Genomic DNA, 26,301 nt, shown 5'->3' with positions numbered 1-26,301 from the left:
TCGTTCCCAGGGCCTATAGCTCAGTCGGTTAGAGCGCATCGCTGATAACGATGAGGTCGCAAGTTCGATTCTTGCTAGGCCCACCACGGGGGATTAGCTCAGTTGGTAGAGCACCTGCTTTGCAAGCAGGATGTCAGGAGTTCGATTCTCCTATCCTCCACAGAAAAAACCCCCGCGCAGCGGGGGTTTCGCGTTGCCGTGGCCGGGCGGCCGCCCGAGAAACTCTCACAACGGAACCCTAAAAACCGGCGCCGAGGCGCCCTAAACGTGGTTTTTTAGGGTTGCGTTTTTCGGGCGAAGCGCGCCGTGTGCTTACTTCTTGGGCAGCGCCATGAGCGCGACGCCAGCGGCGCCGAGCCAGGAGTCCTTGGCCAAGCTGGTGCCGGACTGGCTGGGGCGGATGCCGTCGTCTTCCGTCATGTCCGGGTTGCCGAAATACATGCTGAGTAGGCCCGCGGAGAAGGCAGTCAGGCCGAGGCCGGCGAGGCGGTTCGGGATGAAGGGGAGCAGGAGGGCGGCGCCGAGGGCGGTTTCACCGGCGGCGAGGAGGGAGGCGAAGTTCTTCGGCTCGATTTCCTTGACAAAGGGCAGCCCGGTGGCGGCCATGTCCTGCAGGCCCTGCGCGGCCTCCTCGTCGGAGTTGAACTTGCCCAGCCCGGCGTTGAGGATGTACAGGCCGAGAGGCGCGCGGAGCGCAACGGAGGCGACCTTGGTGGTGGCCTTGTCCTGGGCGGTGCTGACGCCGGTCGGGATGAGCTTGAGAGGGTTAAACATGGGGTCTCCTTACGTAGGCGATCTTTAATACATCACTATGGTAACCCGACCGCGGGCGAGGGCACCGAGGGCGGAGGCGCCCTCCGCGAACCCACCGTCCGCCGTGGACGCACCCCGTCTGAGAAAAGAGCCCGCGGCACGGGATCAGTATGGGCATCAATACGTGAACGTGGATGAGTACCTGCCGCCCGAAGATTGTCGGGCTCGCGGGAGATGCCCCCGTGTTAGCATCGGCGTCATGCGAGCCGACGCGCGACACAGGCGCCAGCTGATCATCAATGCTGCGACCCGGACCTTCCGCGCGGCTCCCGACGTCAGCATCACGCTCGAGGGGATCGCCAAGGAGGCGGGCGTAGGTATTGCCACCCTCTACCGCCACTTTCCCACCCGCCGTGACCTGCGGACCGCCTGCGCCCTCGACCTCCTGGACACGCTGGACGCCGTCATCGCCGAGGCGCTGGAGTCGTTCGACACGGAGCCGGTGCGGCACTGGGAGGGGCTGATCTGCCGGATGGTGGACGAGGGCACGGGGATGCTCGACGCGGCGCTGGCCGAACAGCACACCGGCGACATCGACCCCTCCCTGCTGACCCGCCTGGAGCAGGTCATCGCGCGCTTCGACGAACTGCTGGCCAAGGCTGCGCGGCGCGGCCTGGTCGATGCCTCACTTGACGCGCGGGTGATCGCCGCGGAGCTGATCGCGGTGACGCGCCCCCGACACCGCGCGATCAACGAGCTGTTCCCCGACGTTCGGGAGAGGATGGTGCGCCACCTGCTCGTGGCGTGGCGGCCGCAGCGCGCTTAGTTGGTGCCGCGGGTGTCGCGCTGCTCGTCCTCGAGGGTGTCCAGCGTGGACAGCTGCTCGTCGAGCGAGCTGAGTAGTTCCTCGTCGCGCTCGGCCGGTTCTTCGCCGAGCGGGCCCGCCGAGCCGTGCGCGTTGGAGGACGCGTCGGCGGGGTTGCGGTCGTCCTCCGTGGTGGTGGAGTAGACGAGGGTCGCGCGCCCGCGCCCGCCCCCAGCAGCCGGAGCGGGCGCGGCGGGGGTCTCGTCGCGTTTGTTCACCACGAAGGCGTACACGGCGTAGGCCGCGGCCCCGAGCGCCGCGATCGCGCCGACGACGCCGGCAGCCGTGGCGGCGCGACGCGCGGCGGCCTTGCGCTCCTCCTTCTTTTTGTTCTTGATGCGGGAGGGGGCCGTTTTGGCGTCGTCAAGCAGGGCCTGGCGGCGGGCCTTGCGCGCGGGGGCGGAGGCGTCGAAGTCGGCGCGGCGGCGATCGAGGCGGTCGTGGGCGTTGCGGGTCACGGCGCCGGCCTCGGCGCGGGCGGCGCCGTAGATCTCGCGCAGGTCGTCGAGGGTGGGGCGGCCTTCCACGTCGTCGGTGCTGTTCTTGATGGAGTCGACGACGGCGTTGTAGACGTCGCGCTGTTTTTCGTCGTCAAGCTTGCGAAAGTAGGTGTAGGCGGCGTTGGCCCCGCGGAGGGCGAGGCGGGCGGAGGTGAGGTTCATGGGCGCTCCTTCGTGTTCATTGTGGTGCGGTACGTCCGTGGCACCAGCCTAGCTACGCCGGGGGCGGAAGACACGCAGGCAAAAGTGGACAGAGCTGTCCACCGGGAACCCCCGCCGAGTGAATTATATTCACCGTGAACGCGCCGCTGACCAGCAAATTAGACAGAGCTGTACGGAACGCGTTGTCACGCCCATACCGGCCCAATAACCTATGCACCATTGCACCGTAAGCGCCGAGCCCGGCCAGGAATTACCGCTGATGAAAGGTTGCTCTTCATGCGTGGGAATAACCCTTCGTCGCGGCTTTCCACGCCGACGCCCCGGGTCTGGGCCACGCATCCGCTGGTCTCAGCCTCGGCGCCGCTGGATGGCCCCGACGATCCACCTCCGGCCCCCAAGCCGGCCACCCGGACGGCGCTGAGCTTCGAGCTCATCCCGCCCCGCGGTTCCGCCGACGCCGAGCGCCTGGGCGCGCTCATCCAGGGCCTGGCGGCCTACCGGCCGGACTACGTCTCCGTGACCTCCTCGCGCCGCTCGGGCTGGCTCGCCGGCACGGCCGAGCTGATCTCTCTGCTCGCGAGCAGGACGAACCTGCGCACCATCGCCCACCTCGCCTGCACCGCGGGCACGCGCGAGGAGCTCGCCGAGTGGATTCGCACGCTTCTCGACGCCGGGGTGCGCGGCTTCCTCGCCCTGCGCGGCGACCTGCCGGAGGGCGAGACCCGACTGCCGGCGGGCTACCTGCAGCACGCCACTGACCTGCTCAACCTCATCCAGGACGTGGAGGACGAGGAGGCGTTCCACCTCGCCGCGGGCAAACTCGCGCTCTCCGTCGCGTGCTATCCGGCCGGCCACGCCGAGTCGCGCAACCGCGACGAGGACCTGGACGTGCTGCTGGCCAAACAGCGCCTCGGCGCGGACTTCGCCATCACGCAGCTCTTCTTCGACGCCCAGGATTACCTGAGCTTCGCGGAGACCTCCCGCATGGCGGGGGTGCGCATCCCGCTGATTCCGGGGATCATGCCCATGACCAGCCTGAAGCGGGTTGAGCGCATGGGCGTGCTGTCCGGGGTCACCGTGCCCGACCGCGTGATCGACCGCCTCTCCGCCGCCGCCACGCCGGAGGAGGAGTACGAGGTCGGCATGGAGCTCTCCGCCGACATGACCCGCACGATCCTGGATGCGGGGGCGGGCGGGTTGCACATCTACACCCACAACAACATCGCGGTCACCCGCGACCTGTTGGACCGGGTGGGCATCCCGCGGCCCCAGTAGCCGCCCCGTCAGTTGTACCCACGACCTACTTGTTAAGGACACCCCATGACCACTTCCTTTCCCGCCGCGACGATCGAGGGCTACCCTCGCATCGGCGCCAACCGCGAGCTGAAGAGGGCCCTCGAGTCCTACTGGGCTGGGCGTATCGACGCCGAGACCTTCCGCACCACCGCGCGTGCGCTGCGCATTGACACCTACAACCGCCTCCGTGACCTGGGCCTGACCGAGGACTACGCCATCCCCGCCGACGTCGCCTACTACGACCAGGTCCTCGAGACCGCCCTGACCGTCGGCGTCGTGCCCGGCGGCACGGACCTCGACGAGGAGTTCGCGCTCGCCCGCGGCACCGACACCCGCGTCCCGCTCGAGATGACCAAGTGGTTCGACACCAACTACCACTACCTCGTGCCCGAGCTGGCCGCCGGCCAGGACGTCACCCCCGCCCCGGAGCGCATCGTGCGCATCGTCGAGGAGGCGCGCGACGCCGGCCACACCGTGCGCCCCTTCCTCGTCGGCCCGGTCACCCTCCTGGCGCTATCCAAGCCCGCCGAGTGGTCGCTGCTGAACGCGGTGGTCGAGTCCTACGCCGTCGTGTTCCGCGCGCTCAAGGAGGCGGGCGTCGAGTGGGTCCAGGTCGCCGAGCCTGCCCTCGTCGCCGACCTGTCCACCCCGGACTCCGAGCTCGCCGGCTACCTGCGCGAGGCGTGGACCGCGCTGCTCGCCCGCGAGGACCGGCCCAACGTCTACCTGACCACCCCGTACGGCTCCGCCCGCGAGGCCCTCGACGTCCTCGGCTCCCTGGCACCGGAGGCCCTGCACGTCGACCTCGCCCCCTGGACCCTCGACGCCGACCCGGGCTACCCCGCCCGCGTCGCCGCCGCGATCCCCTCCGAGGTGCACCTCGTCGCCGGGCTTATCGACGGCCGCAACGTCTGGGCCGCCAACCTACGCGAGCGCGCCGAGGTCCTGGCCTCCCTCTCGCGCGATTCCGTCTCGGTGTCCACCTCCACCTCCCTGCAGCACGTGCCCCATACGGTCAACGCCGAGCGCAGCCTGCCGGTCGAGGTCGCCCCGTGGCTGTCCTTCGCCGACGAGAAGATCGGCGAGGTCCAGGCCCTCGTCGCCGGCCCGGAGAAGGCCGTCGAGGCCTTCGCGCAGTCCGACCGCGCCGTGCGCACCCGTTCCGAGTCCACGACGATCCACAACGAGGCGGTGGCGCAGCGCGTCGCCACGCTACCGGAGGGCGAGGTCAAGCGCTCCCCCGAGTTCGCCGAGCGGCAGAAGGCGCAGCACGCCGAGCTGGGCCTGCCGAAGCTGGCCACGACCACCATCGGTTCCTTCCCGCAGACCACCGAGATCCGCAAGGCGCGCGCCGACCACAAGGCCGGCGAGCTCAGCGACGAGCAGTACCGCGAGGCGCTGAAGACGGAGATCAAAAACGTCATTGAGCTGCAGGAGGAGATCGGCCTCGACGTCCTCGTCCACGGCGAGGCGGAGCGCAACGACATGGTGCAGTACTTCGCGGAGCTGCTCGAGGGCTTCGTGGTCACCGAGAACGGCTGGGTCCAGTCCTACGGCTCCCGCTGCACCCGCCCGCCGATCGTCGTCGGCGACGTCTCGCGCCCGGCCGCGATGACCGTCGAGTGGTCGAGCTACGCGCAGTCCCTGTCCGACAAGCCGGTCAAGGGCATGCTCACCGGCCCGGTCACCATCCTGGCGTGGTCCTTCAAGCGTGACGACGTCCCGCTATCCGTCTCCGCCGACCAGATCGCCCTCGCGCTCGCGGACGAGGTCCGCGACCTCGAGGAGGCGGGCATCAAGGTGATCCAGATCGACGAGCCGGCCCTCCGCGAGCTGCTGCCGCTGCGCGCCGACGACCGCCCGGCCTACCTCGACTGGGCCGTGCGCGCCTTCCGCCTCGTGGCCTTGGAGGCCCAGCCGGCCACGCAGATCCACACCCACCTGTGCTACTCCGAGTTTGGCCAGATCATCGACGCCGTCGCCGGCCTGGACGCCGACGTCACCTCGATCGAGGCCGCGCGGTCCAAGATGGAGCTGCTCGAGGACATCGACGAGACCTTCCACGCCGAGATCGGCCCGGGCGTCTACGACATCCACTCCCCGCGCGTGCCGTCGAAGGAGGAGATGGTCGAGCTGATCACGGCCGCGCTGGACAACGTCCCGGCCGAGCGCCTCTGGGTCAACCCGGACTGCGGCCTGAAGACCCGCGGCTACAAGGAGGTCGAGCCCTCTCTGCGCAACCTGGTCGCCGCGCGCAACGAGGTCGTGGGCGCCCAGTAGCCTCGCGGGCCGGTGGCGGGGCTTAAGGGGTTCGCGTCGGGGAACACGCGTCGCGGGTACGCTGGACCGCATGACTCAGAAGACGCAGACTATGACCCTGCACACCAACCACGGCGATATCGTCATCGATTTGTTCGGCAACCACGCGCCGACAACCGTCGAGACGATCACCGGCCTCGCCACCGGCGAGAAGGAGTACTCCACCAAGAACGCCCAGGGCACGACCGAGGGCCCGTTCTACGACGGCGCGATCTTCCACCGCATCATCCCGGGGTTCATGATCCAGGGCGGTGACCCGACCGGGACCGGCACCGGCGGCCCGGGCTTCCAGTTCGCCGACGAGTTCCACCCGGAGCTGCAGTTCGACCGCCCGTTCCTGCTGGCCATGGCCAACGCAGGCCCGGGCACGAACGGCTCCCAGTTTTTCATCACGGTCGACGCCACCCCGTGGCTGAACAACCGCCACACGATCTTCGGCGAGGTCACCGACCCCGACTCCCAGAAGGTCGTCACGGAGATTTCGAAGGTGCGCACCGGCCGCATGGATCGCCCAGTCGAGGACGTCGTCATCGAGTCCGTCGAGGTGAACTAGCACCAGCCGCTGCCCGACCCGCCCCCGAGCGCCTCGCCGCGCCGGGGGTTTTTATCTATGAATGCACAGAGAATCTTTGCCGGCGCCCCCGTCACCGCGCTCGCCTGCGCGTTGTGCGCGATAGTGTTCGTCGCCGCGGCCCTGCCGGGGACGGGGCTGCGCGAATCGATGTACCTGTTCGGCCCGTACGCGGCCGAGGGGTGGGGGTGGCTGCGCGCCCTGACGTCCGGCTTTATGCACCTGGATCTGCCGCACGTGGCGCTCAACGTGCTCATGCTCGCGCTCATCGGCGCGGAGGTGGAGCGTTTCGTGGGTTCGCGCGCCTACGCCCTCGCCTACCTGGCCGGCTTGTTGGGCTCCTCGGCCGCGGTGCTCGCGATGAACTTCACCACGCCCACGGCGGGCGCCTCGGGGGTCCTCTACATGCTCATGGCGCTGCTCGTCGGCATCGCGTATCGACGTCAGACGGACCTGCGCCCCGCCTTCGCCCTCATCGCGGTGAACCTGGTGTATTCCCTCATCGCCCCCGGCGTGAGCCTGTGGGGCCACATCGGCGGGATGCTCATGGGGATCGTGCTGGCGTACCCGCTGACCTCGCAGGATGGTCGGGTGCGCGCGTTGGGCGCGGCGGGCGGTGTCGTCCTCGGCGGCGTCGCCGTGGGGCTCCTTCTGGCGTAGCCGGCGTGTTGTTCACCGGTTGTCCCCAGGCCGAGTTACCCACAACTTTTGCCCACAATGTGGATAACCACACGTGTGTTATTCCTCGAACTCCGTGGCGATGAAAACTCCCCCGCGGTCGTCTGACCAGCGGGGGAGCGAGCGCTCACCGAGCGGTGTTCGCATGTGGGTAGGTAGTACACAGGGTTATCCACAGGTGGGGATAACCCCGCGGATCACACAATCCTTCACACGCTGTGGATAACTCGACTCACAGTTAGAACAGGCCCGCGTTCGGCTTGCCGAAGTCGTTGCGGGTGGCCGAGCGGGAATCGACGTTCTGGTCGTTGGACGTCGAGGTGTCGCCGCTCAGGCGGCCGGTCTGGGTGACCGTCATGTAGTTGCGCAGGCGGCCCTCGCGGGTGTTGCCGTCGCCGAAGTCGAAGGCGGCGAGGAAGACGTCCTCACCGGCGTTGACGGGGTTGGACAGCGTGACCTCGAAGGTGCGGGTGCCGGTGGAGAAGTTGTAGCCCAGGTCGCGCACGTGGGAGCCGTTCGCGCCGCGCGGGGTGATTAGGCGGTCGACGCCCTTCGGGCCCTCGGCGGTCTTGACCTCGACGCGGAAGGTGAGCAGCGGGAACTCGCCCCAGTAGCGCTCAGTGCCGTTGTTCTTCACGCGCAGAGCCACGGTGCCCGCGAAGCCGGCCGACTTCGCAGACGAGGTGGTGAAGTAGGGCTCCAGGTCGAGTGCGGCAGCGGCGGTGTCGGCGGCGGTGTTCTCGGCGGGGGTGGTCGCGTCGAACTCGCGGTTGCTCACGTCCGAGGGCTCGGTGTCGGCGACCTTGGTGACGTCATCAAGCGACTCGCCCTCGGTGATCTCCTTGGAGTCCGCCTCGTAGGACGGGTTGACCTTCTCGGTGACCTGCGCGCCCTTGTTCGGGGCCCAGGAGCCGGCGGGGGTGGAGTAGTTCTTCACGCGGACTTCGTTCTTGACCGGCATGTTGGCCACCCACGCGGTCGGCGTGGCCCAGGTGCCGTTCGGGCGGCAACGCTGCTGCGTGCCGGTCATGGTGACGGTGCGGAAGCCGTAGGTGGCCTCGCCGGTGTTGCCGGCCGGGACGGTGTACGGGCCGATCTTCTGGCCTGCGGTCCAGGCGAGCGAGCCGGAGACGCTGAAGCCGAGGGTCTTGGCCAGCGAGTAGCCGATGGAGCCCTGCATGCCGTTGCGCGATGCGTTGCCGCCGATGTTGAGAGTCTCCGTGCGCGAGCCGTTGATCGAGGCGGAGATGGACGCCGTGCGAGAGAGGTCCTGCGTGAGCGGGACGGGGCTGTCGCTCAGGTTGGTCGTGGAGATGGTGCCCACCGGCAGGAAGTTGTCGGTGACCTTGTACACGACGGTGCGGTAGTCCTCCGTCGAGTTGCAGATGGGGCGCGGGTTGAGGATGTTGGCCTTCAGGTGGTCGCTGCCGCGGTAAGTGTGGATGATGGGCAGTGCGCTGTTGGTGGCCGGGGTTTCGGGGGCGGAGACCTCGAGGGTCTGCGCCGAGGCGAACGGGGCGACGGTCGCGGCGGTGCCAGCGACGGCCGCGGCCGCGATGAGGGATGCCGCGCGGCGCGCGAATCCGGTGAACTTCATGGTTGTTGACCTTTCTTCAGAAGGGCTCGGGGACCTTTACCGAAGAAAGAACCTATGCCCGCCTGGAAGGAAGTTCAACAGGAGCTGGGAAATACGGTACGAAAGTAGAAAAGCTAGCGCCAGCCCATGGTCATGAGCAGGCCAAGGATGAGGCCGGAGAAGCCGATCAGGTAGTTCCACGGGCCCAGCTCGGCGAGGAACTGGATCTGGTCGCCCGCGACGTAGAACAGCACCAGCCAGCCCAGGCCGACAATCATCAGGGCGAACATGATGACCTTGTACCAGATCGGGGTGCCGCCAGTGTTGATCTTCACCGGGGTGCGCGAGGTCGCCGCCGCCGAGGAGGAGGTGGCGGGGTGGGAGTCCTTGGTGGCTTTTGCCTTCGGCATAGTGAATAACCCTTCGCTCTCGGACGTGCTCTAGGCGGCGATTTTACCACCCCGCTCTAGCGGCCGGGCAGCAGCTTCGCGGGGTCGAACTCCCAGAGGTTGTAGCCGATCTCCTGGTCTTTGCGGATCGTCTCCCCGGGCGGGACCTCCTGGTGGCCGATGCGGCCCTGGTCCACGACGGCGCCGGTGGGCACGGTCGGGCCCTCGACGAGGCGGCCGTTCCATCCGGCGCCACGAAGCGCGCTTTCCGCCTGCTGGGGCGTCATGCGCGCGATGTCGATCATCTTCATGAGCATGCCGTTGGACACGCGCAGCTCGATCGTCGTGCCGCGGTCGACCTGGCTGCCCTCGCCGGCGGCGGCGACGACCTCACCGCGCGGCAGCTCCGAATCCACCTGCGTGACGGTGGCCTGGAGGCCGAGGGACTCCAGCAGCGAGGTCGCCTGCTCGGCGTTGAGGCCCTCCATGGAGGGGACGGTGACCTGCTCCCGGCCGGTGGAGACGACGATGGAGACCTCGGAGCCCTTGGACAGCTGGGAGCCGCCCGCGGGGTTCTGGGAGATGATCACGCCCTCCGGCACGTCGTCGCTCGGCTCCTCGCGGATGTCCGTGTTGAGCACCAGCCCGGCGTCGTCGAGCACCTGGGCGGCGTCCTGCGGGGTCAGGCCCGTCAGGTCGGGCACGTCGGTGATCTCGCGGCCGGAGGAGACCGTCACCGTGATGAGGGTGCCCGGCTGCAGCTTCGAGCCGGCGGTCGGGTTGGTGGCCATGACCGTCCCGCGCGGGACGTCGGGGCTGGGGGCCTCGTTCACCGCTACCCGCAGGCCGAGGCCCTCGAGCTGGGCCACGGCCTCCTCACGGGGCGCGCCCGCGACATCGGGCACGACGATCGCCTGCTCCTGGACCTCGCCGTCCCCGGCGGGGCCGGTGAATACGTTGTAGGCCAGCACGCCCGCGGCGCCGACGAGAACGAGGCCGAGCAGGAGCGCGACCCACTTCATCCAGCCGTTGCCGCTGGTCTTCTCGTTGGCGCGGCGGTGCTCCTCGTAGCGGCTCGGGCCGGCGTCCTGCGCGGGCGCGGGCGGGCGCGCGCCGACGGCCGCCCCGGTGACAACGGTGGCGTCGGGGTCGTCGCCGGCGGCGGGCGCGGTGTAGGACAGGTGGTTGCGGGCGGCGCTGGTCACGGCGCCGCGCTCGAGCAGCTCGAGGTCAGCGCCCATCTCGGAGGCGCTTTGGTAGCGGTCCGCGGGGTGCTTCGCCATCGCGGTGAGCACCACCGCGTCGAGGTTGACGGCCTCGCTCTCCGCGAGCGTGCTCAGGCGGGAGCTCGGTGCTTCCGGGTCCTCCTGCACGTGCTGGTAGGCCACGGCGAAGGGGGTTTCGCCCTCGAAGGGCGGGTTGCCGGTGACCAGCTCGTACATGACGCAGCCCAGGGCGTAGACGTCGCTGCGGCCGTCGGCGGGCTTGCCGCGGGCCTGCTCCGGCGAGAGGTACTGCGCGGTGCCGATCACGGCGGCGGTCTGCGTCATGGCCGAGGTGGAGTCGTCGAGGGCGCGCGCGATGCCGAAGTCCATCACTTTGATCGCGCCGGTGGTGGTCACCATGATGTTCGCCGGCTTGATGTCGCGGTGGATAATCCCGGCGTCGTGGCTGGCCTGCAGGGCGTGGGTGACGGGCAGGAGCAGCTCGGCGGCGGCGCGGGGGCTCAGCGGCCCGTCCGAGCGGACGATGTCGCGCAGGGTGCGGCCGTTGACGATCTCCATGACGATGTAGGGCACATCCACGCCCTCGCGCTCGACGGACCCGGTGTCGTAGACGGACACGATGTTGGGGTGGTTCAGCCGCGCGGAGTTTTGCGCCTCGCGGTGGAAGCGCTCGCGGAAGTTTTCGTCGCGTGCCATGTCGACCTTGAGCATCTTCACAGCCACGGGGCGCCCGAGGGCGGTGTCCGTGGCGGCGTAGACGTCCGACATGCCGCCGGTGCCGATGGGCTCGTTGAGCTCGTAGCGGTTCGCAATCAGAGTCATGAGTTACCGCCATTCTGGGGGTCGTTCGGGCCGTCGGGGTCCTGCCCGTTCGCGTCGGGCGCCGCCGGAGTCGTGGGGTTGGTCGGGGCTGCGCTCGTCGGCTGCACTCGCGTCGGATCGTTGGGGGCGGGCGCGGGCGACGGGGCGGAGGGCTCCGCGGGAGCCTGGGGCTGCGAGGACGGCGGTTCGACGAAGCTGACGGTCCCCGGTGCTCTCTCGTTCGTGGTCACGCGCGGGGGCACGGTGGTCGTCGCCGTCTGCGTCGAGGGCTCGGGGGAGGGGGACACGGTCTGCGTGTGCGTGACGACGGTCGGCTCACGCGTCGTCGTCGGCTCCCCCGACCCGCTGAGGGGCCCCACGGTCAGGGCCCACGCGAGGCCGCCGCCGACGAGGAGCACCAGCACGGCGATGAGCAGGCCGAGGCCGAAGCCGCCCTTGTTTTCCTTGTCCCGCTCCTCCGGGCGCTGCGCCTCCTGCTGCGCGACGGCGGTGTGCTGCTGCTGCGCGAGCTCGCCCTGCGGGGGCCGTTTCTGCGGCTGCGCGGGGCTCGTCGTGGTCGGCTGGGCGACGGAGGCGAGCATCTGCGTCGACTCCGTGGCGGAGGGCTCGTGGGCGATGAGCGTGGTGGTGCCGCCCCCGGGCTGGCTAGGGCGCTGCCCGCGGCGCACCTGGGCCACCGCGAGCTGCAGCTCGTTGCCGTCGCGGAAGCGGGTGGCGGCGTCCTTGCGCAGCGCGATGCCGATGAGTTCCCGGGCCGGCGCGCTAATCGCGGTCGACAAGGCGGGCGGCTCGTTGGACACGTGGGCGAGCGCGACGGAGACCGAGCTGTCGCCGGTGAAGGGGCGGGTGCCGGAGAGCATCTCGTAGCCGACGACGCCGAGGGAATAGACGTCGCTCGCCGCGCTGACGCGCAGCCCCTGGGCCTGCTCGGGCGAGACGTACTGGGCGGTGCCCACCACCATGCCCGTGCGGGTCAGCGGCACCGCGGCGGCGGCCTTGGCGATGCCGAAGTCGGTGATTTTGACCCGCCCGTTCTGGGTGATCATGAGGTTTCCGGGCTTGATGTCGCGGTGCACCAGGCCCATCCGGTGGATGACGGCGAGGCCGTGGGCCGCCTGCTCGAGCACGTCGAGCGCGAGCTCCTCGTCGAGCTGGCCTTCGCGCGCGATGAGGTCGGCGAGGGATTCGCCGCGGATGTACTCCATGACGATGAAGCACATGGCGTACCCGTGGCCGGTGTCCACCTCGCGGTAGTCGTAGGTGGCCACGACATTCGGCGAGTCGATGCCCTCGGCGGCGCGGGCCTCGTTGCGGAAGCGGGTGAGGAACTCCTCGTTGGAGGAGAACTCGGGCCGCAGCACCTTGATGGCCACTTCGCGGTCGTGGGTCGGGTCGTCGGCAAGCCACACCGTGGACATGCCGCCGTGCCCGATGACCCATTGCAGCCGGTAGTCGGGGCCGACGAGTTCCTGCAGTTCGTCCCTATTGTCGGTATGCATTAGTTCCCTCCTGCCGGTGCTGCGTTGAGAATGGTGCGCCCGAGCGGCGCCGACACCTGGCCGCCCGTGGCGCTCGCGCCCAGGTTGCCGCCGTTTTTGACGACGACGGCCACGGCGACGTCCTTGTCCGGGTCGAAGGCCACGTACCACGCGTGCGGGGCGGCGTCCTCGCCGTGCTCGGCGGTGCCGGTCTTCGACGCGTAGCCGTTGCCGTTGTAGCCGTAGGTGGCGCGCTCGGAGCTGAACATCAGGTCGCGCAGCGTCGCCGCCTCTTCCGGGGTGATGGCCTCGGTGATCTCGCGCGGGCGCGTCTCGCGCACGGGCGTGAGGTCGGGGCGCACGACGCGGGAGACGACGTAGGGGGCCATGCGGCGGCCCTCGTTGGCCACCGTCGCGGTCATCACGGCGGCCTGCAGCGCGGTCATGGTGACGTCGCGCTGCCCGATCGCGGACTGCCCGAGCTCGGCCGCGCCGGGCAGGTCGCCCAGCGAGCCCGCGGCGGTGGGCAGCCCCAGGTCGTACTGCTCGCCGACGCCAAAGGCGGCCGCGGCCTCGCGCAACGGCTCGGGGCCGAAGTCCATCGCGGTTTCCGCGAAGGCGGTGTTGCACGACAGGGCGAAGGCGGTGCGCAGCGTGACCGTGCCGCCGCCCGCGCAGGCCTGACCCCCGTAGTTGGGCAGGGTGGCGTTGGTGCCCGGCAGCGTGATCTCGGCCTCGCCAGTGACCGGTGAATCCGGCGTGTAGCCGTTGCGCAGCGCGGCCGCGGTGGTGATGATCTTGAAGATCGACCCGGGCGGCAGCTGCTCCTGCGTCGCCTGGTTGAGCAGGGGGTTGCCGGGGTCGTTGGTGAGCTGCTCCCACGCCTGCTCCGCGGTCTCGGGGTTGACCACCGAGTTCGGGTCGTAGGAGGGGGTCGAGGCCAGGGCGAGCACCTCGCCTGTCGACGGCCGCATGGCCGCCACCGCACCCTCGTAGCCCGGGTTACTCAGCTGCTCGTAGGCGAGAGCCTGCAAGTTCGGGTCGAGGGTGAGCTCGACGGTGTTGCCCGCCTTGTCCGCTTCCTGCCCGGTGCGTACGAAGCGGCTTCCGCCGAGCGTGTCCTCGCCCATGAGCTCGGAGTTGAAGCCGGCCTCGATGCCCGCCGTGCCGTACTGGTCGGAGACGTAGCCGACGACGGGCGCGAAGGAAACGGGCATGTTGGGGTAGGTGCGCTGGTAGAAGTCGTTGTCGTCCTTGTAGGACTCGGCGAGGACCTGGCCGCCGGCGTTGATGTTGCCGCGGTTGATCTGCTTCATTTCGACGAAGGTGCGGGCGTTGAGCGGGTTCTGTGCGTAGCGCTCCTCGCGGAAGCCCTGGATCACCGTGAAGTTGATGAGCAGGACGACGGTCAGGATGAGGGAGACAAAGGCTCCCAGGCGAATGGCTTTGTTCATCGGGCTGCCTCCACGGGCTGCGGGGCCTGGCCGGCGGCCGCAGCGTTGTCGAGCTCAGACGGCCTGTTTGCGCCGTTGGAGATGCGCAGCAGCAGGCCGAGCAGGATGTAGTTGGCCATGATTGCCGAGCCGCCGGCGGACATGAACGGGGTGGTCAGGCCGGTCATCGGCAGCAGCGAGGAGACGCCGCCGGCGACGACGAAGATCTGGATGACGATGGTGGTGGCCAGGCCCGCGGCCAGCAGCTTGCCAAAGGTGTCGCGCACCTGCAGCGCGGCGCGGAAGCCGCGGGTGGTGAAGAGGGCGAAGAGGATGATGACGGCCGCCAGCCCGGCGAAGCCGAGCTCCTCGCCGAGCGCGGCGAGGATGTAGTCGGAGTGCGCTACCGGCACCATGTCGGGGTGGCCGTAGCCCAGGCCGGTGCCGGTCACCCCGCCCCAGCTGAGCCCAAACAGCGCCTGGGCCGGCTGGTAGCCGCTGGTGTCGTAGTGGGCGAGCGGGTCGATGAAGTTGCTCACGCGCTCCTGGATCTTGTCCGACACCTGGTAGACCGCCCAGCCGCCGAGGGCGACGAGGGCGACGCCGATGATGAGCCAGGAGGCCCGGCTGGTGGCAAAGTAGACCATGCCGAGCACGGTGGCGAAGAGTAAGAGCGCCGGGCCGAAGTCGTTGGAGATGCCCATGATGCAGATCGCGATGGCCCACACCACGAGGATGGGGGCGAGGTCGCGCAGGCGCGGGAAGCTTACACCCAAGAAGCGCCGCCCGGCCACGGTGAACAGGGAGCGCTTCTGCGCCAAGAGCTGGGCGAAGAAGATGAGCAGGAGGATCTTGGAAAACTCGCCCGGCTGGATGGAAAACGGGCCGAGCCAGATCCAGATGCGCGCGTCGGCGAACTCCGGCGGCTGGGGCCACACGAGCGGCAGCGCCAGCAGGATGAGCCCGGCGAGGCCGAGCAGGTAGGAGTAGCGCGACAGCGACTTGTGGTCGCGCAGCGCCACGAGCGTGAGCACGAGCAGGATCACGCCGGCCAGGGACCACAGCACTTGGCGCTCGGCAAGCGGCCCGTAGCCGGGGCGCTCGGCGAGGTCGAGTCGGTAGATCACGACGAGGCCGATGGCGTTGAGGGTGGCCACGACCGGCAGCATCAGCTGGTCCGAGTGGGGGGCGGTCACGCAGATGGCCAGGTGGGCGACGGCGTAGACGAGCACGAAGCCGCCCACGAGGTAGAGCATCTCGGTGGACAGGGTGCGCCCCTGCGACATCTCCAGGCCAAAAAGCATGAGTAGCAGGAGCGCGGCCGCGCAGATGAGCAAGAAAAGCTCGCGGCCGCGGGAGTAAAAGCGGGTCATGTTAGTTCACCGTCCTGCAGGGGGTGCTGGATTCCGTACCTTCCTTGTCGTGTTCTTTCGCTTCGGAGACGCAGACCGGCAGGGCGCCGTCGGCGAGCCGGTTCATCAAGGCGACGGCCTCCTCGTAGGTGCCGCCCTGGAAGTCCTCGAGGGCGGACTGCTGCGAGGGGGGTAGGTCGTCGGTGGTGAAGACGGTGCAGTTCTCGGGCTCGGCGCCCGTGTCAACGACGCGGAGGTTGTTGTCTTTGTCGATGCATGCGAGCTGCATCTCGGAGTGCTCCGCGGAGCGCAGGCCAGAAAACAGCGAGCCGTCCTCACGCGTGATGGTGATCTGGTTGTCGGAGTTGGCCTCGACGAAGTAGGTGTCCTCGGCGCGGCTATCCAACCAGGCCACGGCGGCGACGCCGACGATGGCGACGGCGAGGAGAGCGACGACCCAGGGCCACGGCGAGTGGCGTCGGCGGGGCTCCTCGTCGTCGCTGCTGTCCTCGGGGTGGGCGGGCTCGGAGTCCCCGGCGTGTCCGGCGCGTGCGTTCTCTGCGCTTTGGCTTTTTTGCGTGGCCATGTGGACGGCGGCGGACGAGGGGGCGCTTTCCGAGCGCACGAGGGCGGCGGCGCGGCTGGCCGCCGAGTCGGGGTGCGTCGGCTCGGAGCCGGGGGCGAGCGCGCCGGCGATAGCGGCGGCTGTGGGAAGCGCGGGGCCGTCGGCCTCCGCGCTGTCGACGACGTCGGCGACGACCACCGTGATGTTGTCGGGCCCGCCGGAGCGTAGCGCGAGCTCGATGAGGCGCTGCGCGGCGGCCTCGGGGGTGCCGTGGCGCAGCGTCTCCTCGATAGTGTCGGCGGTGACCGGGTCGGACAGGCCGTCGGAGCACAGCAGGAAGCGGTCGCCGGCGCGCACGGGGATCATCTCCAGGTGCGGGTCGACGGGGCGGCCTGTGTACGCCTTGAGGATGAGGGATTTCTGGGGGTGCGTGGACACGTCCTCGGGGTCGAGCCGGCCTTCGTTGACGAGGGACTGCACGAACGTGTCGTCCTCGGTGATTTGGGTGAGGGTGGCGTCGCGAAGCATGTAGCCGCGGGAGTCGCCGACGTGGATGAGCCCGACCTGGGTGCCGTTGAACATGAGGGCCGTCAGGGTCGTGCCCATGCCCTCCTGCTCCGGGTGGTCGTCGACGGAGCGGGCGATCGCGGCGTTGGCGTCCTCGGCGGCGGCGCCGAGAAGCGCTAGCACGTCGGCGTCGGCCGGGTCCCGGTCGAGGTGCTCCATGTGCTCCACCATGAGCTGGGAGGCGACTTCACCGGCGGCGTGGCCGCCCATGCCGTCGGCAAGCACGAGCAGGTGCGGGCCCGCGTAGGCCGAGTCCTCGTTGTTGCCGCGCACGAGGCCCCGGTCGGAGGCGGCGACGTAGTTGAGTTTCAGGCTCATGGCATCAACCTCACAATCGTGCGGCCCATCTTGATATCCGTGCCCACGGACACGCGTTCCGGCTGGTCAATGCGGGTGCCCTGGACGAAGGTGCCGTTGCGGGAGTCGAGGTCCTCGACGAACCATTCGCTGCCGCGGCGGAACAGCCGCGCGTGCCGCGAGGACGCGTAGTCGTCGCCGAGCACGAAGTCGTTGGTGTCGGCGCGCCCGAGGGTGATGTCCTCGACGCTGGCGATGCTCATGTGCGAGCCCCGCAGCGGGCCCTCGGCCACCACGATCTGCCGCGCCTTGTCCCTTGTAACGGGGGCAGACGCAGTTGCTTGTCGACGCACCCCAGACGCCGCCGACACGTCTCGGCGCACGCCCCACAAGACGAGCAGGATGAACAGCCAGAGAAGGATGAGCAGCCCGAAGCGGGAGCCGAGGATGATCGCTGAATCCATGCGTCTCCTTACGATTCTCGCTGGCCCGGGAGCGGGCCGCGGAACATCTCGGTGCTCGGGTAGGCCACGTCGTCGGGGTTGAGGCCCGCGTCCGAGGCGAGGCCCTTCTGCGGCTCGACGATACGCACCTCGATGTGGGAGTGGCCGACGGTGATGACGTCGCCGTCGGCAAGCAGCCAGTTCTCCACCGGTTCGTCGTTGACGGTCGTGCCGTTGGTGGACTGCAGGTCGACCAGAACGGCGGACTCGCCGTCCCACGTGATCTCCGCGTGCTGGCGGGACACGCCGGTGTCGGGGAGGCGGAAGTCCGCGTCGTTGGAGCGGCCGATGATGTTGGAACCCTCGCGCACGAGGTAGGTGCGCGACGAGCCGTCTTGGAGCAGCAGGCTTACTGTCGGCTCGCCAGAGGTGGTGGGGTCGGACATGTCATCCTCCTCTTCGCGGCCGGCGTCGGCCGCGATCTCGTTGTCATGTGTCGGTTCCGCAAAGATCGCGTCGAAGCCGTTGGGGACGTCGGGGGCGGCGTCGATGTACGACGACACCCGCAACTGCCCGGTCCGCAGACCGGACTCCTCCGCGACGCGCACGACCACCGGGCCGCCCAGAAACCAGCCTTGGTTGCGCACGTAACGCGTCAGCTGGTCCGCCAGCTGCGAGGGAAGGTCCGGGCTTTGGGAGAGGTTCTCCAGGTCCTTCGAGGACACCCCGACCGCGTACACATTCGGGACAAGAAGGTCGTCCTGGTCCGTCAGGACGACGCTGTCTTGCGCTTCCTGCTTCACCAGCTCTTCGATCTCCGCCGGCACAACCTTGCCGCCGAAGATCGCGGCCATGCTGTTGTCCAGGCCGCGCTGCATCGAACTGTCCAGTTTGGCCAGCCTGTCCATGAATGACATTGGCCCGCACCTCCTTCCACACTTCCTGACGACCCGGATCGACGATCTTCACAGCCGCGCGAGCGGTCAATAACCAAGACAGTATAGATGGGCGACGCCCATCGACATAGACGAAAGCGCCGGGTCGAGGCACAACCAGGTACCCCACCCCGGCGAAAAAAGCGCGATGGGCATGGGATTTGGTAGTTCGTCCTGGCCGGGTGCTATATTAATCAAGTCGCCCGCCCGGGTGGCGGAATTGGCAGACGCGCTGGCTTCAGGTGCCAGTGTTCGCAAGAACGTGGGGGTTCAAGTCCCCCCCGGGCACGATCCGAATCGGTCGCCACGATGGCGGCCGATTTTTCTTTTCCCAGGGTGTCTGGTGTGAGGCCCCCCGACCCTGTTCCGGGCTCCCATTCCCCTTCGGTGCACACCCGCACCGCGGAGTCCGTGGGGCGGCGGCAGCTGCGCCGTTGCCCCGATCGTCTACTTTCGTCTCCACCCCCGCGGGCTCAACCCTCTTCCTTGGCGCCACAGGCGGCATTAATGTTCCGTTCCGGCACTGCACATGCGGGGCCGAAGACATTTCAGAGACCACCCGATTCCTGGAGAGACACCATGAAGATCCAGAAGGCCCTCCTGGCCATCGCCACCGCATCCACCATCGCAGTCAGCGGCGCGGCCGTCGCGAACGCGCAGGAAGACGAGAGCGGTAACCCCGCCCTCACCTCCGAGACAGCCGGCACCGAGACCGGCACTGGCACCGAGACCGGCGCCGAGACCGGCGCTGACACCGACAACGGCGCCGGCAGCGGCAGCAGCGAAAAGCCCGGGGAGAAGAAGTCCTCCTCCGCCGGCTCCTCCGACAAGTTCTTCGGCTGGGACGAGTCCACCACCGGTACCAAGAAGTTCGAGGATATCTTCGGCATCATCGTGAAGATCTTCAGCGGCATCTTCAAGGCCGTCAAGGTCTTCCTGCCGCTGTCCTCCTAGGAGTCCGTCGGCCCAAGATGCTGTGGGCACCCGAGGCCTACACCCAGCCCCTGTCCCGGGCCAGGGTGTAGGCCTCGTAGCGGTTGTGGGCGCCCACCTTGCTCATTGCGGAGGAGAGGTAGTTGCGCGTCGTGCCGGGGGCGATGTCAGCGCTCTTTGAAAAGTAGCCCAAAACGCTCTCCGGAAAGTAGCCCATCCGAAAAAGATTGGATGGGTGATTTCTTTGGACCAATGGGCACAGATCCGTTACCTGCGTGGGCAGGGTTTATCGATACGCAAGATTGTTGCGACCGGCTATTTGGTAGCAGCGTCGTGACTTTCCGGTAGCGCTTCAGTGAGTATCCGGTAGCAGCTCACAGCGCTCAAGGTGATACTTCCGGTAGCCGCACCACTCGGGTGCGGCTCGTACTGGAAGGAGTCCGCTTATGACGGATTACCGTGCGGTGATGACGCTGCTGATTCGGCAGCGTTCTTACCGCCAGATTGAACACCAGCTCGGATGCTCGCACCGCGCGGTTTCACGAGCGAACCAAATCCTCAGTTGGTAAAACCTACCTCGCCCAAGCACTCATCACCGCAGCATGCCGCAACGACTACTCCGCACGGTTCTACCGCACCGACATGCTCGCCGCCGAACTGGCAGTCCTCCAACCCGATAACCCCACACGGCTGAAGTTCATCCAGCAACTCCACGACGTCGACGTCCTAGTCCTGGATGACTTTCTCACCACACCTGTTGACGCCGCGACCGCGCACCAACTACTCAATATCCTCGCCGGGCGGGAACGCAAAGTCTCAACCATTGTGACCTCACAGTTCACCCCACACGAGTGGTACAAGTCCATCCCCGACGCCGTGATCTCCGAGTCAATCCTCAACCGACTCGTCTCCGGCGCCGAAATCATCACACTCGAAGGACCAAACATGCGCCTGACCACCAACGCATAACAACCGGCAACGCCTGAGTGAGATACCGCTACCGGGTACCCACTCAGGCGCTACCAGATACTCACCATACCGCTACCATTTCGGTCTTCTGAACACAAGATCGCCAACGAGGTTGGTTGCGCGAAGAAGACTGTCGAGCGGGCACTCGCTTCGGATTCGCGTTTGAAGTACCCGCCGCGTCGGGCTAGAGCCACGAGTTTCGCCGCCTTTGAACCACAAGTACGTGCGTTGCTGGCTGAAACTCCACGTCTTAACGCAAAAGTCATCGGACAACGCGTTGGGTGGACTGGGTCAGAATCGTGGCTGCGCAAAAACATTGCCCGGATCCGACCCGAGTATCTTCCCGCAGACCCCGTGGACACGCTTACCCATCTTCCCGGGCGTGAAATCCAGTGTGACCTGACTTTTGCCGCCGGCGGGTTGCCCGATGCGAGCGGTGTGCACCGGCCATTCCCGGTGCTGGTGATGGCGGCATCGCATTCCCGATTCGCCGCAGCCTGTCTGCTTCCGACTCGCACAACTGATGATCTGATAGCTGGGATGGGTCAGGTCCTTGGTGCGGGTGTCGCTGACTGTGGCGTAGTCAGCCCCGCAGACGCTGTCTGCTTGGGTGGACAAGGATCTGGTTGATGAAGTCCTGCAGCATCTGACGTGTGTCTGATCTGGGGATGCTTGGGTGAGCAGCTCATCAAGGTAGGCGGTCGGGTCGATATGATTGGGTCCAGCGGCCATCGCGGTTATTCCTTTCGAGGAGATGTTGGAATTGATTCGAAAGGTACTGCGGTGGCCGCCTCACACATTCATGAGGCCCCTCACCGACAGTCACAGATACACCACGCTAACGGACGTAACCCTGGGATGTGACAGCTCATCGAGCGTGACTTCAAAGCCGTGCCCGACCGGCTGGTATGGGACCGGGAAGCTGGCATCGGGGCGATATCCCTGTTGGAGCACTCCAAGGCAGCAGAGATGGCTGCATAGCTCGCTCCGCTCAAACACATCGCCATGATGTCTCTGAAGTTGGCCATAAAGGCCCTCCTTGCAGTCAGAAAGTGGTGACACCCCGACACAGATTGAGCCGACGTCATCTACAAAAATGACCGAAAAAGAGGATCCCTACCACCTATCCGGAAAACCCCTACCAACTACGCAGATTGCCCCTACCAACTACACGGAAACGGCAGTCAGGTGCCACGACCCGCAGGACGGGCACTCATAGATCCGCAACGGGCCCGCATACGCGACCGCCACAGCGCGACATGCGCTGCGTCACCGTGGTCGTCATACTGCCGCTTCCCGGTGTCGGTGCAGAGGTCACGTGGCCTCGGAGGAGCACGCCTTTTCCTTCTCCGATGCCGAGCCACGCCCCGCCTCCTTAAGACCGATGCGGGCAGTCTAAGACCCTAAGAGTCGGGTGTCCGTGAGCCTTCAGAGCACGCTGCGCCCTATCCATAAGATGGTGGATGTGCCCCCGCCGTCCCGGCGATATCATCAGAGCATCGATACAAGTACCATCTGAGGACCGAAGGTGATGGCGAGATGGCGGCTGTTGATTTGGTATTCGATGGCCAGTGCGGTTTTTGCACACGCGCCGTACTCGCGATCAAGCGCCTCGATCGTAATGGGCGGGTCACAGTCCATCCGTTTCAACGTGACGGAGTGCTGGATCAGTTCGACCTCACCCCGCCGGATGTCCAGAACGCGGCGTGGGCAATCTCAGGTACTGGTCGATACGGTGGTGCCGGTTCCATCAACATCGCGCTAGATGCCGCGCTTGGGATTTCGCTGTTCTCCCGATTCTACCGCCTGCCTGGAGTCCGACATGCGCAGGACCGCGTGTATGGTTGGGTTGCTTCGCGACGTTATCTTTTCCGCGGAGTGACACCATGGTGCTCTGCGAACGCCGACGACTGCGGCGCTGCAGTACCGGGCGCATCATGCGGCATCAATGCGCAGTCTACATCGGGGTCATGCCGATTGTCAGCGAGCATCAGTTGGACCAGAACAGCCAGCGTATCGACAAATCGGCCGCATGACGGGGAGGAGCGCGCATGGATTTGTTCGTCGTAACTATCCAGGTGGTGCCGATGCTCTTCATTGCGATATTTCTCGATCGACGAGACGCCACGCCGGAGGAGCAGGGCGGAGGAATGCGCTACTTTCACCTAGTTGTGGCGCTGCTGGGTCTGGTAGCGTTCACGATCTCCGTGTACGTTGTCGGCGGCTCTGGAAGTCCGACGACGTGGATGAGAATTGTCGTAACGAGCGCGTTGGGCTTCGCGATGGCAGCTTTGTCAAGCCAAGTTCTCTATCGCGTGCTACAGAACGGGCCACGCCGAATCGAGCACCGCCAGGATGCTCCACCAAACGACCCAGCCTACTGAAGTTCGGTACCGGCAGCCATGGTTATAGCCAATCATGCTCCCGGGCATAACGCGCAGCCTCGTGACGTGTGGCCGCGTGTGTCTTCTGCATCGCGCGGGATAGATAATTGCGCACCGTACCTTCTGCTAGGTGCAGCCGAGAGGAAATTTCAGCGACCGAATACCCTTCGGTGGTTTCTCTGAGCACGTCAATTTCCCGTTCGGTCAGCGGACAGTCATCCATGACTGCTAACGCGGACACTTCAGGGTCTATCCAGCGGCGTCCTTGATGAAGGGCTTGCACAACCTCGCCTATCTGTGCGGGTTCCGCAGCTTTGCTCACGAATCCGCGCACACCCAAGGCAAGTGCTTTGCGAAGGATGCCTGGTCGCGCGTGGCGAGTCAGCATGAGGATCGTCTGCTCCGGGCATTCCGCTAGTATCGCTTCTGTCGCGTCGAGCCCGTCCATCGTTGGCATCTCCATGTCGATGACGAGTACATCGGGTCGATGCTGCAGGGTCACGGCTACGGCTTCGCTGCCGTCAGAAGCCTCCGCGACAACCGTTATGTCCGATTCGAGCGGGAGGATGGCAGCGAGGGCGCTGCGCAGTAGGTTCTCATCATCGGCGAGGACGATACGCGTGGTCATTTTTCACCCTTTCTCAGTGCCGGGGAACGTAGCAGCAGTGACAAACGACCTCCCACATTTTGCTATCTCCATCTCTCCGCCCCGTTCACGAACGCGCGTTCTCAGTGCCGCTAGCCCACGCAACTGCGGTGCTGGCCCGGGGGCACACCCGTCGTTTGTGATTGCGATGGAAGCCCGATTCAGCACAATCCCTACGGACCGGGCTTCGGCGTGTCGCAAGATGTTAGTCGTCGCCTCGCGCAGAACTAGACTCATTGGTTCCTCGAACTCACCACGTATTTTTTCCACTTGATTGACATTTACGCGGATACCCGCTGCTTCGAAAAGATTTTTAGCGTTTTCAATCTCGGCGGAAAGAGTCAGACGTCTGTTGCCGTACGCTAACGTATTCGTCTGCGATATCGTCTCGGAAATCAGCTCCTGTACCTGTCGGAGTTCCTTGTCTACTCGCGATGGATCCTCGCCGACGAGTTTCTGGGCCAGTGCTGTTTTCAGTTTGACCACATGTAGCGTGTGACCCTGGATATCGTGCAGGTCGCTTGCGAACCGGACGCGTTCTTTCATCAAAGCCAGTTCAACCTCGGTCTGCCGCTTCGCGTCGAGCTCGGTGAACAGCCGCCATGCGGTTGCGTTAAGGCAGAATACGACAGTAAATAGAGCGGCTCCACCGATGGCGATAAGCAAATATGGGCCGGAGACCTCCGGCCCGCCGATAAGGGTGAGTAGGCCAGTAGCGAGGACGACAACCATGAGCAGACCAGCGGCGGGGCCTTGCCACCGGGGGAGTTTGGAAATTGTCACGGCACCCACTACGCAGAAACCTAAGGCAAACACCGGCCCAAGAGTGAATAGCGCGCCAAAAAGCCAGGTTATTTCGGTGACGACGAGGCCAATCATCGCCACCCGTAAATTCAGGGGGGTATGCCATCTGGCCGCCTCCCAGACTGCCACGGCAATACTCGGGGCGGCTATCAGCGGCTGCCATATTGTCGTGGACCCAACCACGATCAGGACGCCAGCCGCGATTCCCACGGCCACCACAAAGGTCAGGGTGGCGATCGACCGCATACGAGCCAGTGGGGTCGATTCCCTACGGCTCATCGTTGATGGCTGCCCTTCACTGTTGGACTGATTTCTGCCGCTCAATGGTCTGCTGCAGTGCCCATGAGGCGAACGCTGCTGCGACGATAACAGTCACAGCGGCGGCAATCAGCCAGGCTGCGCCAGGGCTGTCGAAACTCGGAAGCCAGTCCGCGACCCAACCCGGTAGCAGGTCCCGCGTCGCGGGAATCAGCTCTAACAACATGATGGTGCTGATGACGCCTGCTGCAATGATTACAAGCGCGAGTAAATACTGAATAGCTCTCATGAGTACGTTCCTTTCAGACAACCGGGGCGTTAGGGCATCTTTACCCTATGTCGATCTTCCCGGCAGCAACAGTGACGCTGCGTCACTTCCGTGAGTCGCGGATGTCACTCATTATTGGTGACGCCGCAGAACTGTCGAACTAGCGACTTCCGAAGTTAGGTAGTGGCATGGGTGAAAAACCAGTGATTGAAATCAATGATCTCGCCGTCAGCTACGGTTCTTATGAGGCAGTTCGAGACATAACCCTGTCGGTCGCGCCGGGCGAATTGTACGCGCTGCTCGGAACGAATGGGGCGGGAAAGACCTCAACCCTCGAAACGATTGAGGGGCACCGGAAACCCTCACGCGGTACGGTGAGAGTCTTCGGCCTCGATCCCACTGATCGGCGGCGTGTGCGGCCGAGAGTGGGGATCATGCTTCAAGAAAGCGGATTCGCTCCTGACCTTACTGTCAGTGAGACCGTCCGTCTCATTGGCCGCCTCACTCGCCGCAGCGATGATTTGGATCGCGTTCTCGCTGTCGCAGATCTCACGGCGAAACGCACCACGAAGGTCGCTCAGCTTTCTGGTGGTGAAAAGCGTCGATTGGATTTCGCAACCGCGATATTCGGCAGCCCTGACTTGATCTTTCTCGACGAGCCGACCACCGCGTTGGATATCCACGCGCGTGACGCCCTGTGGGCTGCCGTCACGCAGATGCGCCACGGCGGAACAACGATCGTCCTGACCACACACTACCTCGAAGAAGCCCAACAGTATGCCGACCGAATCGGTGTGATGCATCGAGGCCAGTTGCGCATGGAAGGCACCGTCACCGAACTCACGCAGATGCTGCCGGCCACCATTACCTTCCGCCTCCCACCCGGCACCGCCACACCGAGGGGAGCCGTTCGCCGCGACTCGGCTGGCGAATCCGCGTGGGTGATTGAGACCCAGGATTTGCAACGGGATCTCCACCTACTGCTCAATTGGGCCGCCGAACGCTCCATTGCTTTCGACGACCTCGCAGCGGGTCCCACCAGCCTTGACGACGTCTTCCGCGCCCTGAACGACTGACCGACGAAACAAAGGAGCCTAGAATGCGCGCTATTGCTCTCAGTGAACTGACCCAGTTCTTCCGAAACCGCCTTGTAGCGGCCACCGCGGTGCTCGTGCCCCTATTCTTCGCTGTCGTGTTAATTGCCACACGAGACAACTTCGGAGGTTCAGCCGTCGTGGCAGCACTGGTCACCGTCGTCGTCCCAGCGATGGGCACGTACATCACCGCGACCACCACCCTGGCGTCGCGACGCCAGACCCTCTTCCTCAAGCGGCTTCGTTCCACAGCGGCTGGGGACGCCGGAATTGTCGCCGGTATACTGGTGCCTTTGGTCGTGATCAACGTCGTCCAACTCGCCGTCATTCTTGCCGCGTTGGCACTGATCGACCAGATGCCCGCCAACTTCGTCGGACTCATCCTCTGCGTCGTGACCATCGAAGCGCTCTTCCTCGGATTGGCCGTGGCCACGTCGGGATTCACGAACTCGCCCGATCACGCGCAAGTGACCTCTCTGCCGGTCTTCATCATCACCGTCGGTGTCGCCATGTGGATCGCCTTCACCGGGACCGAGGACCTTCTCATGGTCAAGCGGCTCATCCCCGGTGGCGCACTCACGGAGCTGGTGATCGCGTCCTGGAATGGCATCGAACCAGCCTCAATGCTCGCCCTCCTTTTGCCGACGCTGGCCTGGGTCTTCGTCGCGTTCGTCGTCGCAAGTCAGCTCTTCCGTTGGGAGCCCCGCCGCTAATTCTC

At 66.1% G+C, this 26,301-nt stretch carries 25 protein-coding genes, 3 tRNA genes and 2 pseudogenes; 14 read left to right on the top strand and 16 right to left on the bottom strand.

Features of this window, described 5'->3' with window-relative positions:
• The first annotated feature begins 9 nt into the window (after positions 1-9).
• Positions 10-86 (top strand) — tRNA-Ile (locus BLT81_RS10650).
• Position 87: 1 nt separating this feature from the next.
• A tRNA-Ala gene (locus BLT81_RS10645) sits at positions 88-160 on the top strand.
• A 152-nt stretch (positions 161-312) separates the two neighbouring features.
• Here BLT81_RS10645 and BLT81_RS10640 read toward each other — a convergent pair.
• A complete protein-coding gene (locus tag BLT81_RS10640; RefSeq protein ID WP_019193599.1) occupies positions 313-774 on the bottom strand; it encodes a DoxX family membrane protein in 462 nt (153 codons plus the stop codon).
• A gap of 238 nt (positions 775-1,012) precedes the next feature.
• Between BLT81_RS10640 and BLT81_RS10635 the strand changes: the two genes are divergently transcribed.
• Positions 1,013-1,579: a TetR/AcrR family transcriptional regulator gene (locus BLT81_RS10635; protein WP_019193600.1), complete on the top strand. Its 567-nt coding sequence runs from the start codon at positions 1,013-1,015 to the stop codon at positions 1,577-1,579.
• On the opposite strand, the gene BLT81_RS10630 is transcribed toward BLT81_RS10635, so the two are convergent.
• Positions 1,576-2,280, bottom strand: coding sequence for a hypothetical protein (locus tag BLT81_RS10630; RefSeq protein WP_019193601.1), 705 nt, complete (start codon positions 2,278-2,280; stop codon positions 1,576-1,578). The two genes, BLT81_RS10635 and BLT81_RS10630, sit on opposite strands and share 4 nt — an antisense overlap.
• Positions 2,281-2,556: 276 nt before the next feature.
• Here BLT81_RS10630 and BLT81_RS10625 point away from each other — a divergent pair, with 276 nt between their 5' ends.
• From BLT81_RS10625 to BLT81_RS10610, 4 genes are all read left to right on the top strand, one after another.
• Positions 2,557-3,555 (top strand): methylenetetrahydrofolate reductase, encoded by a 999-nt coding sequence (locus BLT81_RS10625; protein ID WP_019193602.1) that lies wholly within the window; start codon positions 2,557-2,559, stop codon positions 3,553-3,555.
• A gap of 45 nt (positions 3,556-3,600) precedes the next feature.
• Positions 3,601-5,856, top strand: a complete 2,256-nt coding sequence (gene metE / locus BLT81_RS10620; protein WP_019193603.1) for a 5-methyltetrahydropteroyltriglutamate--homocysteine S-methyltransferase — start codon at positions 3,601-3,603, stop codon at positions 5,854-5,856.
• Positions 5,857-5,926: 70 nt separating this feature from the next.
• Entirely contained in the window at positions 5,927-6,448 is a 522-nt protein-coding gene (locus tag BLT81_RS10615; protein WP_040420971.1) for a peptidylprolyl isomerase, read from the top strand.
• A gap of 57 nt (positions 6,449-6,505) precedes the next feature.
• Positions 6,506-7,126 carry a rhomboid family intramembrane serine protease gene (locus BLT81_RS10610; RefSeq protein ID WP_019193605.1) on the top strand — a complete coding sequence of 207 codons (621 nt, stop codon included), beginning with the start codon at positions 6,506-6,508 and terminating at the stop codon, positions 7,124-7,126.
• Positions 7,127-7,382: 256 nt separating this feature from the next.
• On the opposite strand, the gene BLT81_RS10605 is transcribed toward BLT81_RS10610, so the two are convergent.
• The 9 genes from BLT81_RS10605 to BLT81_RS10565 form a co-directional block, all read right to left on the bottom strand.
• A complete protein-coding gene (locus BLT81_RS10605; RefSeq protein ID WP_019193606.1) occupies positions 7,383-8,741 on the bottom strand; it encodes a hypothetical protein in 1,359 nt (452 codons plus the stop codon).
• Between the two features lie 113 nt (positions 8,742-8,854).
• Positions 8,855-9,130 (bottom strand): cell division protein CrgA, encoded by a 276-nt coding sequence (gene crgA / locus BLT81_RS10600; protein WP_019193607.1) that lies wholly within the window; start codon positions 9,128-9,130, stop codon positions 8,855-8,857.
• Between the two features lie 56 nt (positions 9,131-9,186).
• Entirely contained in the window at positions 9,187-11,157 is a 1,971-nt protein-coding gene (gene pknB / locus BLT81_RS10595) for a Stk1 family PASTA domain-containing Ser/Thr kinase (RefSeq protein ID WP_019193608.1), read from the bottom strand.
• Positions 11,154-12,656 (bottom strand): serine/threonine-protein kinase, encoded by a 1,503-nt coding sequence (locus tag BLT81_RS10590; RefSeq protein ID WP_019193609.1) that lies wholly within the window; start codon positions 12,654-12,656, stop codon positions 11,154-11,156. Before BLT81_RS10590 ends, pknB begins: the two co-directional genes overlap by 4 nt.
• Positions 12,656-14,089: a penicillin-binding transpeptidase domain-containing protein gene (locus BLT81_RS10585; protein ID WP_019193610.1), complete on the bottom strand. Its 1,434-nt coding sequence runs from the start codon at positions 14,087-14,089 to the stop codon at positions 12,656-12,658. Before BLT81_RS10585 ends, BLT81_RS10590 begins: the two co-directional genes overlap by 1 nt.
• On the bottom strand, positions 14,086-15,441 hold the full coding sequence (locus tag BLT81_RS10580; protein ID WP_019193611.1) for an FtsW/RodA/SpoVE family cell cycle protein: 1,356 nt from the start codon (positions 15,439-15,441) through the stop codon (positions 14,086-14,088). The genes BLT81_RS10585 and BLT81_RS10580 overlap by 4 nt, the downstream gene beginning before the upstream one ends.
• 1 nt (position 15,442) lies before the next feature.
• Positions 15,443-16,870 carry a PP2C family protein-serine/threonine phosphatase gene (locus BLT81_RS10575; protein WP_019193612.1) on the bottom strand — a complete coding sequence of 476 codons (1,428 nt, stop codon included), beginning with the start codon at positions 16,868-16,870 and terminating at the stop codon, positions 15,443-15,445.
• A complete protein-coding gene (locus tag BLT81_RS10570) occupies positions 16,867-17,313 on the bottom strand; it encodes an FHA domain-containing protein FhaB/FipA (protein ID WP_019193613.1) in 447 nt (148 codons plus the stop codon). Before BLT81_RS10570 ends, BLT81_RS10575 begins: the two co-directional genes overlap by 4 nt.
• Positions 17,314-17,321: 8 nt before the next feature.
• Positions 17,322-18,209, bottom strand: a complete 888-nt coding sequence (locus BLT81_RS10565; protein ID WP_040420973.1) for a DUF3662 and FHA domain-containing protein — start codon at positions 18,207-18,209, stop codon at positions 17,322-17,324.
• Between the two features lie 222 nt (positions 18,210-18,431).
• On the opposite strand from BLT81_RS10565, the gene BLT81_RS10560 reads away from it, so the two are divergent.
• Both BLT81_RS10560 and BLT81_RS10555 read left to right on the top strand, forming a co-directional pair.
• Positions 18,432-18,516 (top strand) — tRNA-Leu (locus tag BLT81_RS10560).
• A gap of 290 nt (positions 18,517-18,806) precedes the next feature.
• Complete coding sequence (locus tag BLT81_RS10555; protein WP_019193615.1) at positions 18,807-19,181, top strand: hypothetical protein; 375 nt, start codon at positions 18,807-18,809, stop codon at positions 19,179-19,181.
• 37 nt (positions 19,182-19,218) lie between these two features.
• Here BLT81_RS10555 and BLT81_RS10550 read toward each other — a convergent pair.
• Positions 19,219-19,335 (bottom strand): annotated as a pseudogene (locus BLT81_RS10550) (DNA-binding response regulator); the annotation flags it as partial.
• A gap of 329 nt (positions 19,336-19,664) precedes the next feature.
• On the opposite strand from BLT81_RS10550, the gene BLT81_RS10545 reads away from it, so the two are divergent.
• A complete protein-coding gene (locus BLT81_RS10545; protein ID WP_231908941.1) occupies positions 19,665-20,129 on the top strand; it encodes an ATP-binding protein in 465 nt (154 codons plus the stop codon).
• 555 nt (positions 20,130-20,684) lie between these two features.
• On the opposite strand, the pseudogene BLT81_RS12785 reads toward BLT81_RS10545, so the two are convergent.
• A pseudogene (locus BLT81_RS12785) lies at positions 20,685-20,861 on the bottom strand (IS256 family transposase); the annotation flags it as partial.
• Positions 20,862-21,668: 807 nt separating this feature from the next.
• On the opposite strand from BLT81_RS12785, the gene BLT81_RS10535 reads away from it, so the two are divergent.
• Positions 21,669-22,199, top strand: coding sequence for a thiol-disulfide oxidoreductase DCC family protein (locus BLT81_RS10535; RefSeq protein ID WP_081582863.1), 531 nt, complete (start codon positions 21,669-21,671; stop codon positions 22,197-22,199).
• Positions 22,181-22,513, top strand: coding sequence for a hypothetical protein (locus tag BLT81_RS10530; protein ID WP_019193618.1), 333 nt, complete (start codon positions 22,181-22,183; stop codon positions 22,511-22,513). Before BLT81_RS10535 ends, BLT81_RS10530 begins: the two co-directional genes overlap by 19 nt.
• Positions 22,514-22,535: 22 nt before the next feature.
• Here the strand turns inward: BLT81_RS10530 and BLT81_RS10525 are convergent, their stop codons facing one another.
• From BLT81_RS10525 to BLT81_RS10515, 3 genes are read right to left on the bottom strand one after another with little or no spacing between them, the layout of a single operon-like run.
• Complete coding sequence (locus BLT81_RS10525) at positions 22,536-23,141, bottom strand: response regulator (RefSeq protein ID WP_019193619.1); 606 nt, start codon at positions 23,139-23,141, stop codon at positions 22,536-22,538.
• A 3-nt stretch (positions 23,142-23,144) separates the two neighbouring features.
• Entirely contained in the window at positions 23,145-24,242 is a 1,098-nt protein-coding gene (locus BLT81_RS10520) for a histidine kinase (protein ID WP_081582864.1), read from the bottom strand.
• 16 nt (positions 24,243-24,258) lie between these two features.
• Entirely contained in the window at positions 24,259-24,510 is a 252-nt protein-coding gene (locus tag BLT81_RS10515; RefSeq protein ID WP_019193621.1) for a hypothetical protein, read from the bottom strand.
• 167 nt (positions 24,511-24,677) lie between these two features.
• Here BLT81_RS10515 and BLT81_RS10510 point away from each other — a divergent pair, with 167 nt between their 5' ends.
• Both BLT81_RS10510 and BLT81_RS10505 read left to right on the top strand, forming a co-directional pair.
• Positions 24,678-25,565 (top strand): ABC transporter ATP-binding protein, encoded by an 888-nt coding sequence (locus BLT81_RS10510; protein WP_019193622.1) that lies wholly within the window; start codon positions 24,678-24,680, stop codon positions 25,563-25,565.
• Positions 25,566-25,588: 23 nt separating this feature from the next.
• Positions 25,589-26,296, top strand: coding sequence for a hypothetical protein (locus BLT81_RS10505; protein ID WP_019193623.1), 708 nt, complete (start codon positions 25,589-25,591; stop codon positions 26,294-26,296).
• The last annotated feature ends 5 nt before the right edge of the window (positions 26,297-26,301 follow it).

The sequence above is a fragment of the Corynebacterium timonense genome (genome assembly GCF_900105305.1).
In the GTDB taxonomy this organism is placed as follows: domain Bacteria; phylum Actinomycetota; class Actinomycetes; order Mycobacteriales; family Mycobacteriaceae; genus Corynebacterium; species Corynebacterium timonense.
Note: the sequence above shows the minus strand (reverse complement) of the source record. Positions and strands in the feature narration are given on the sequence as shown.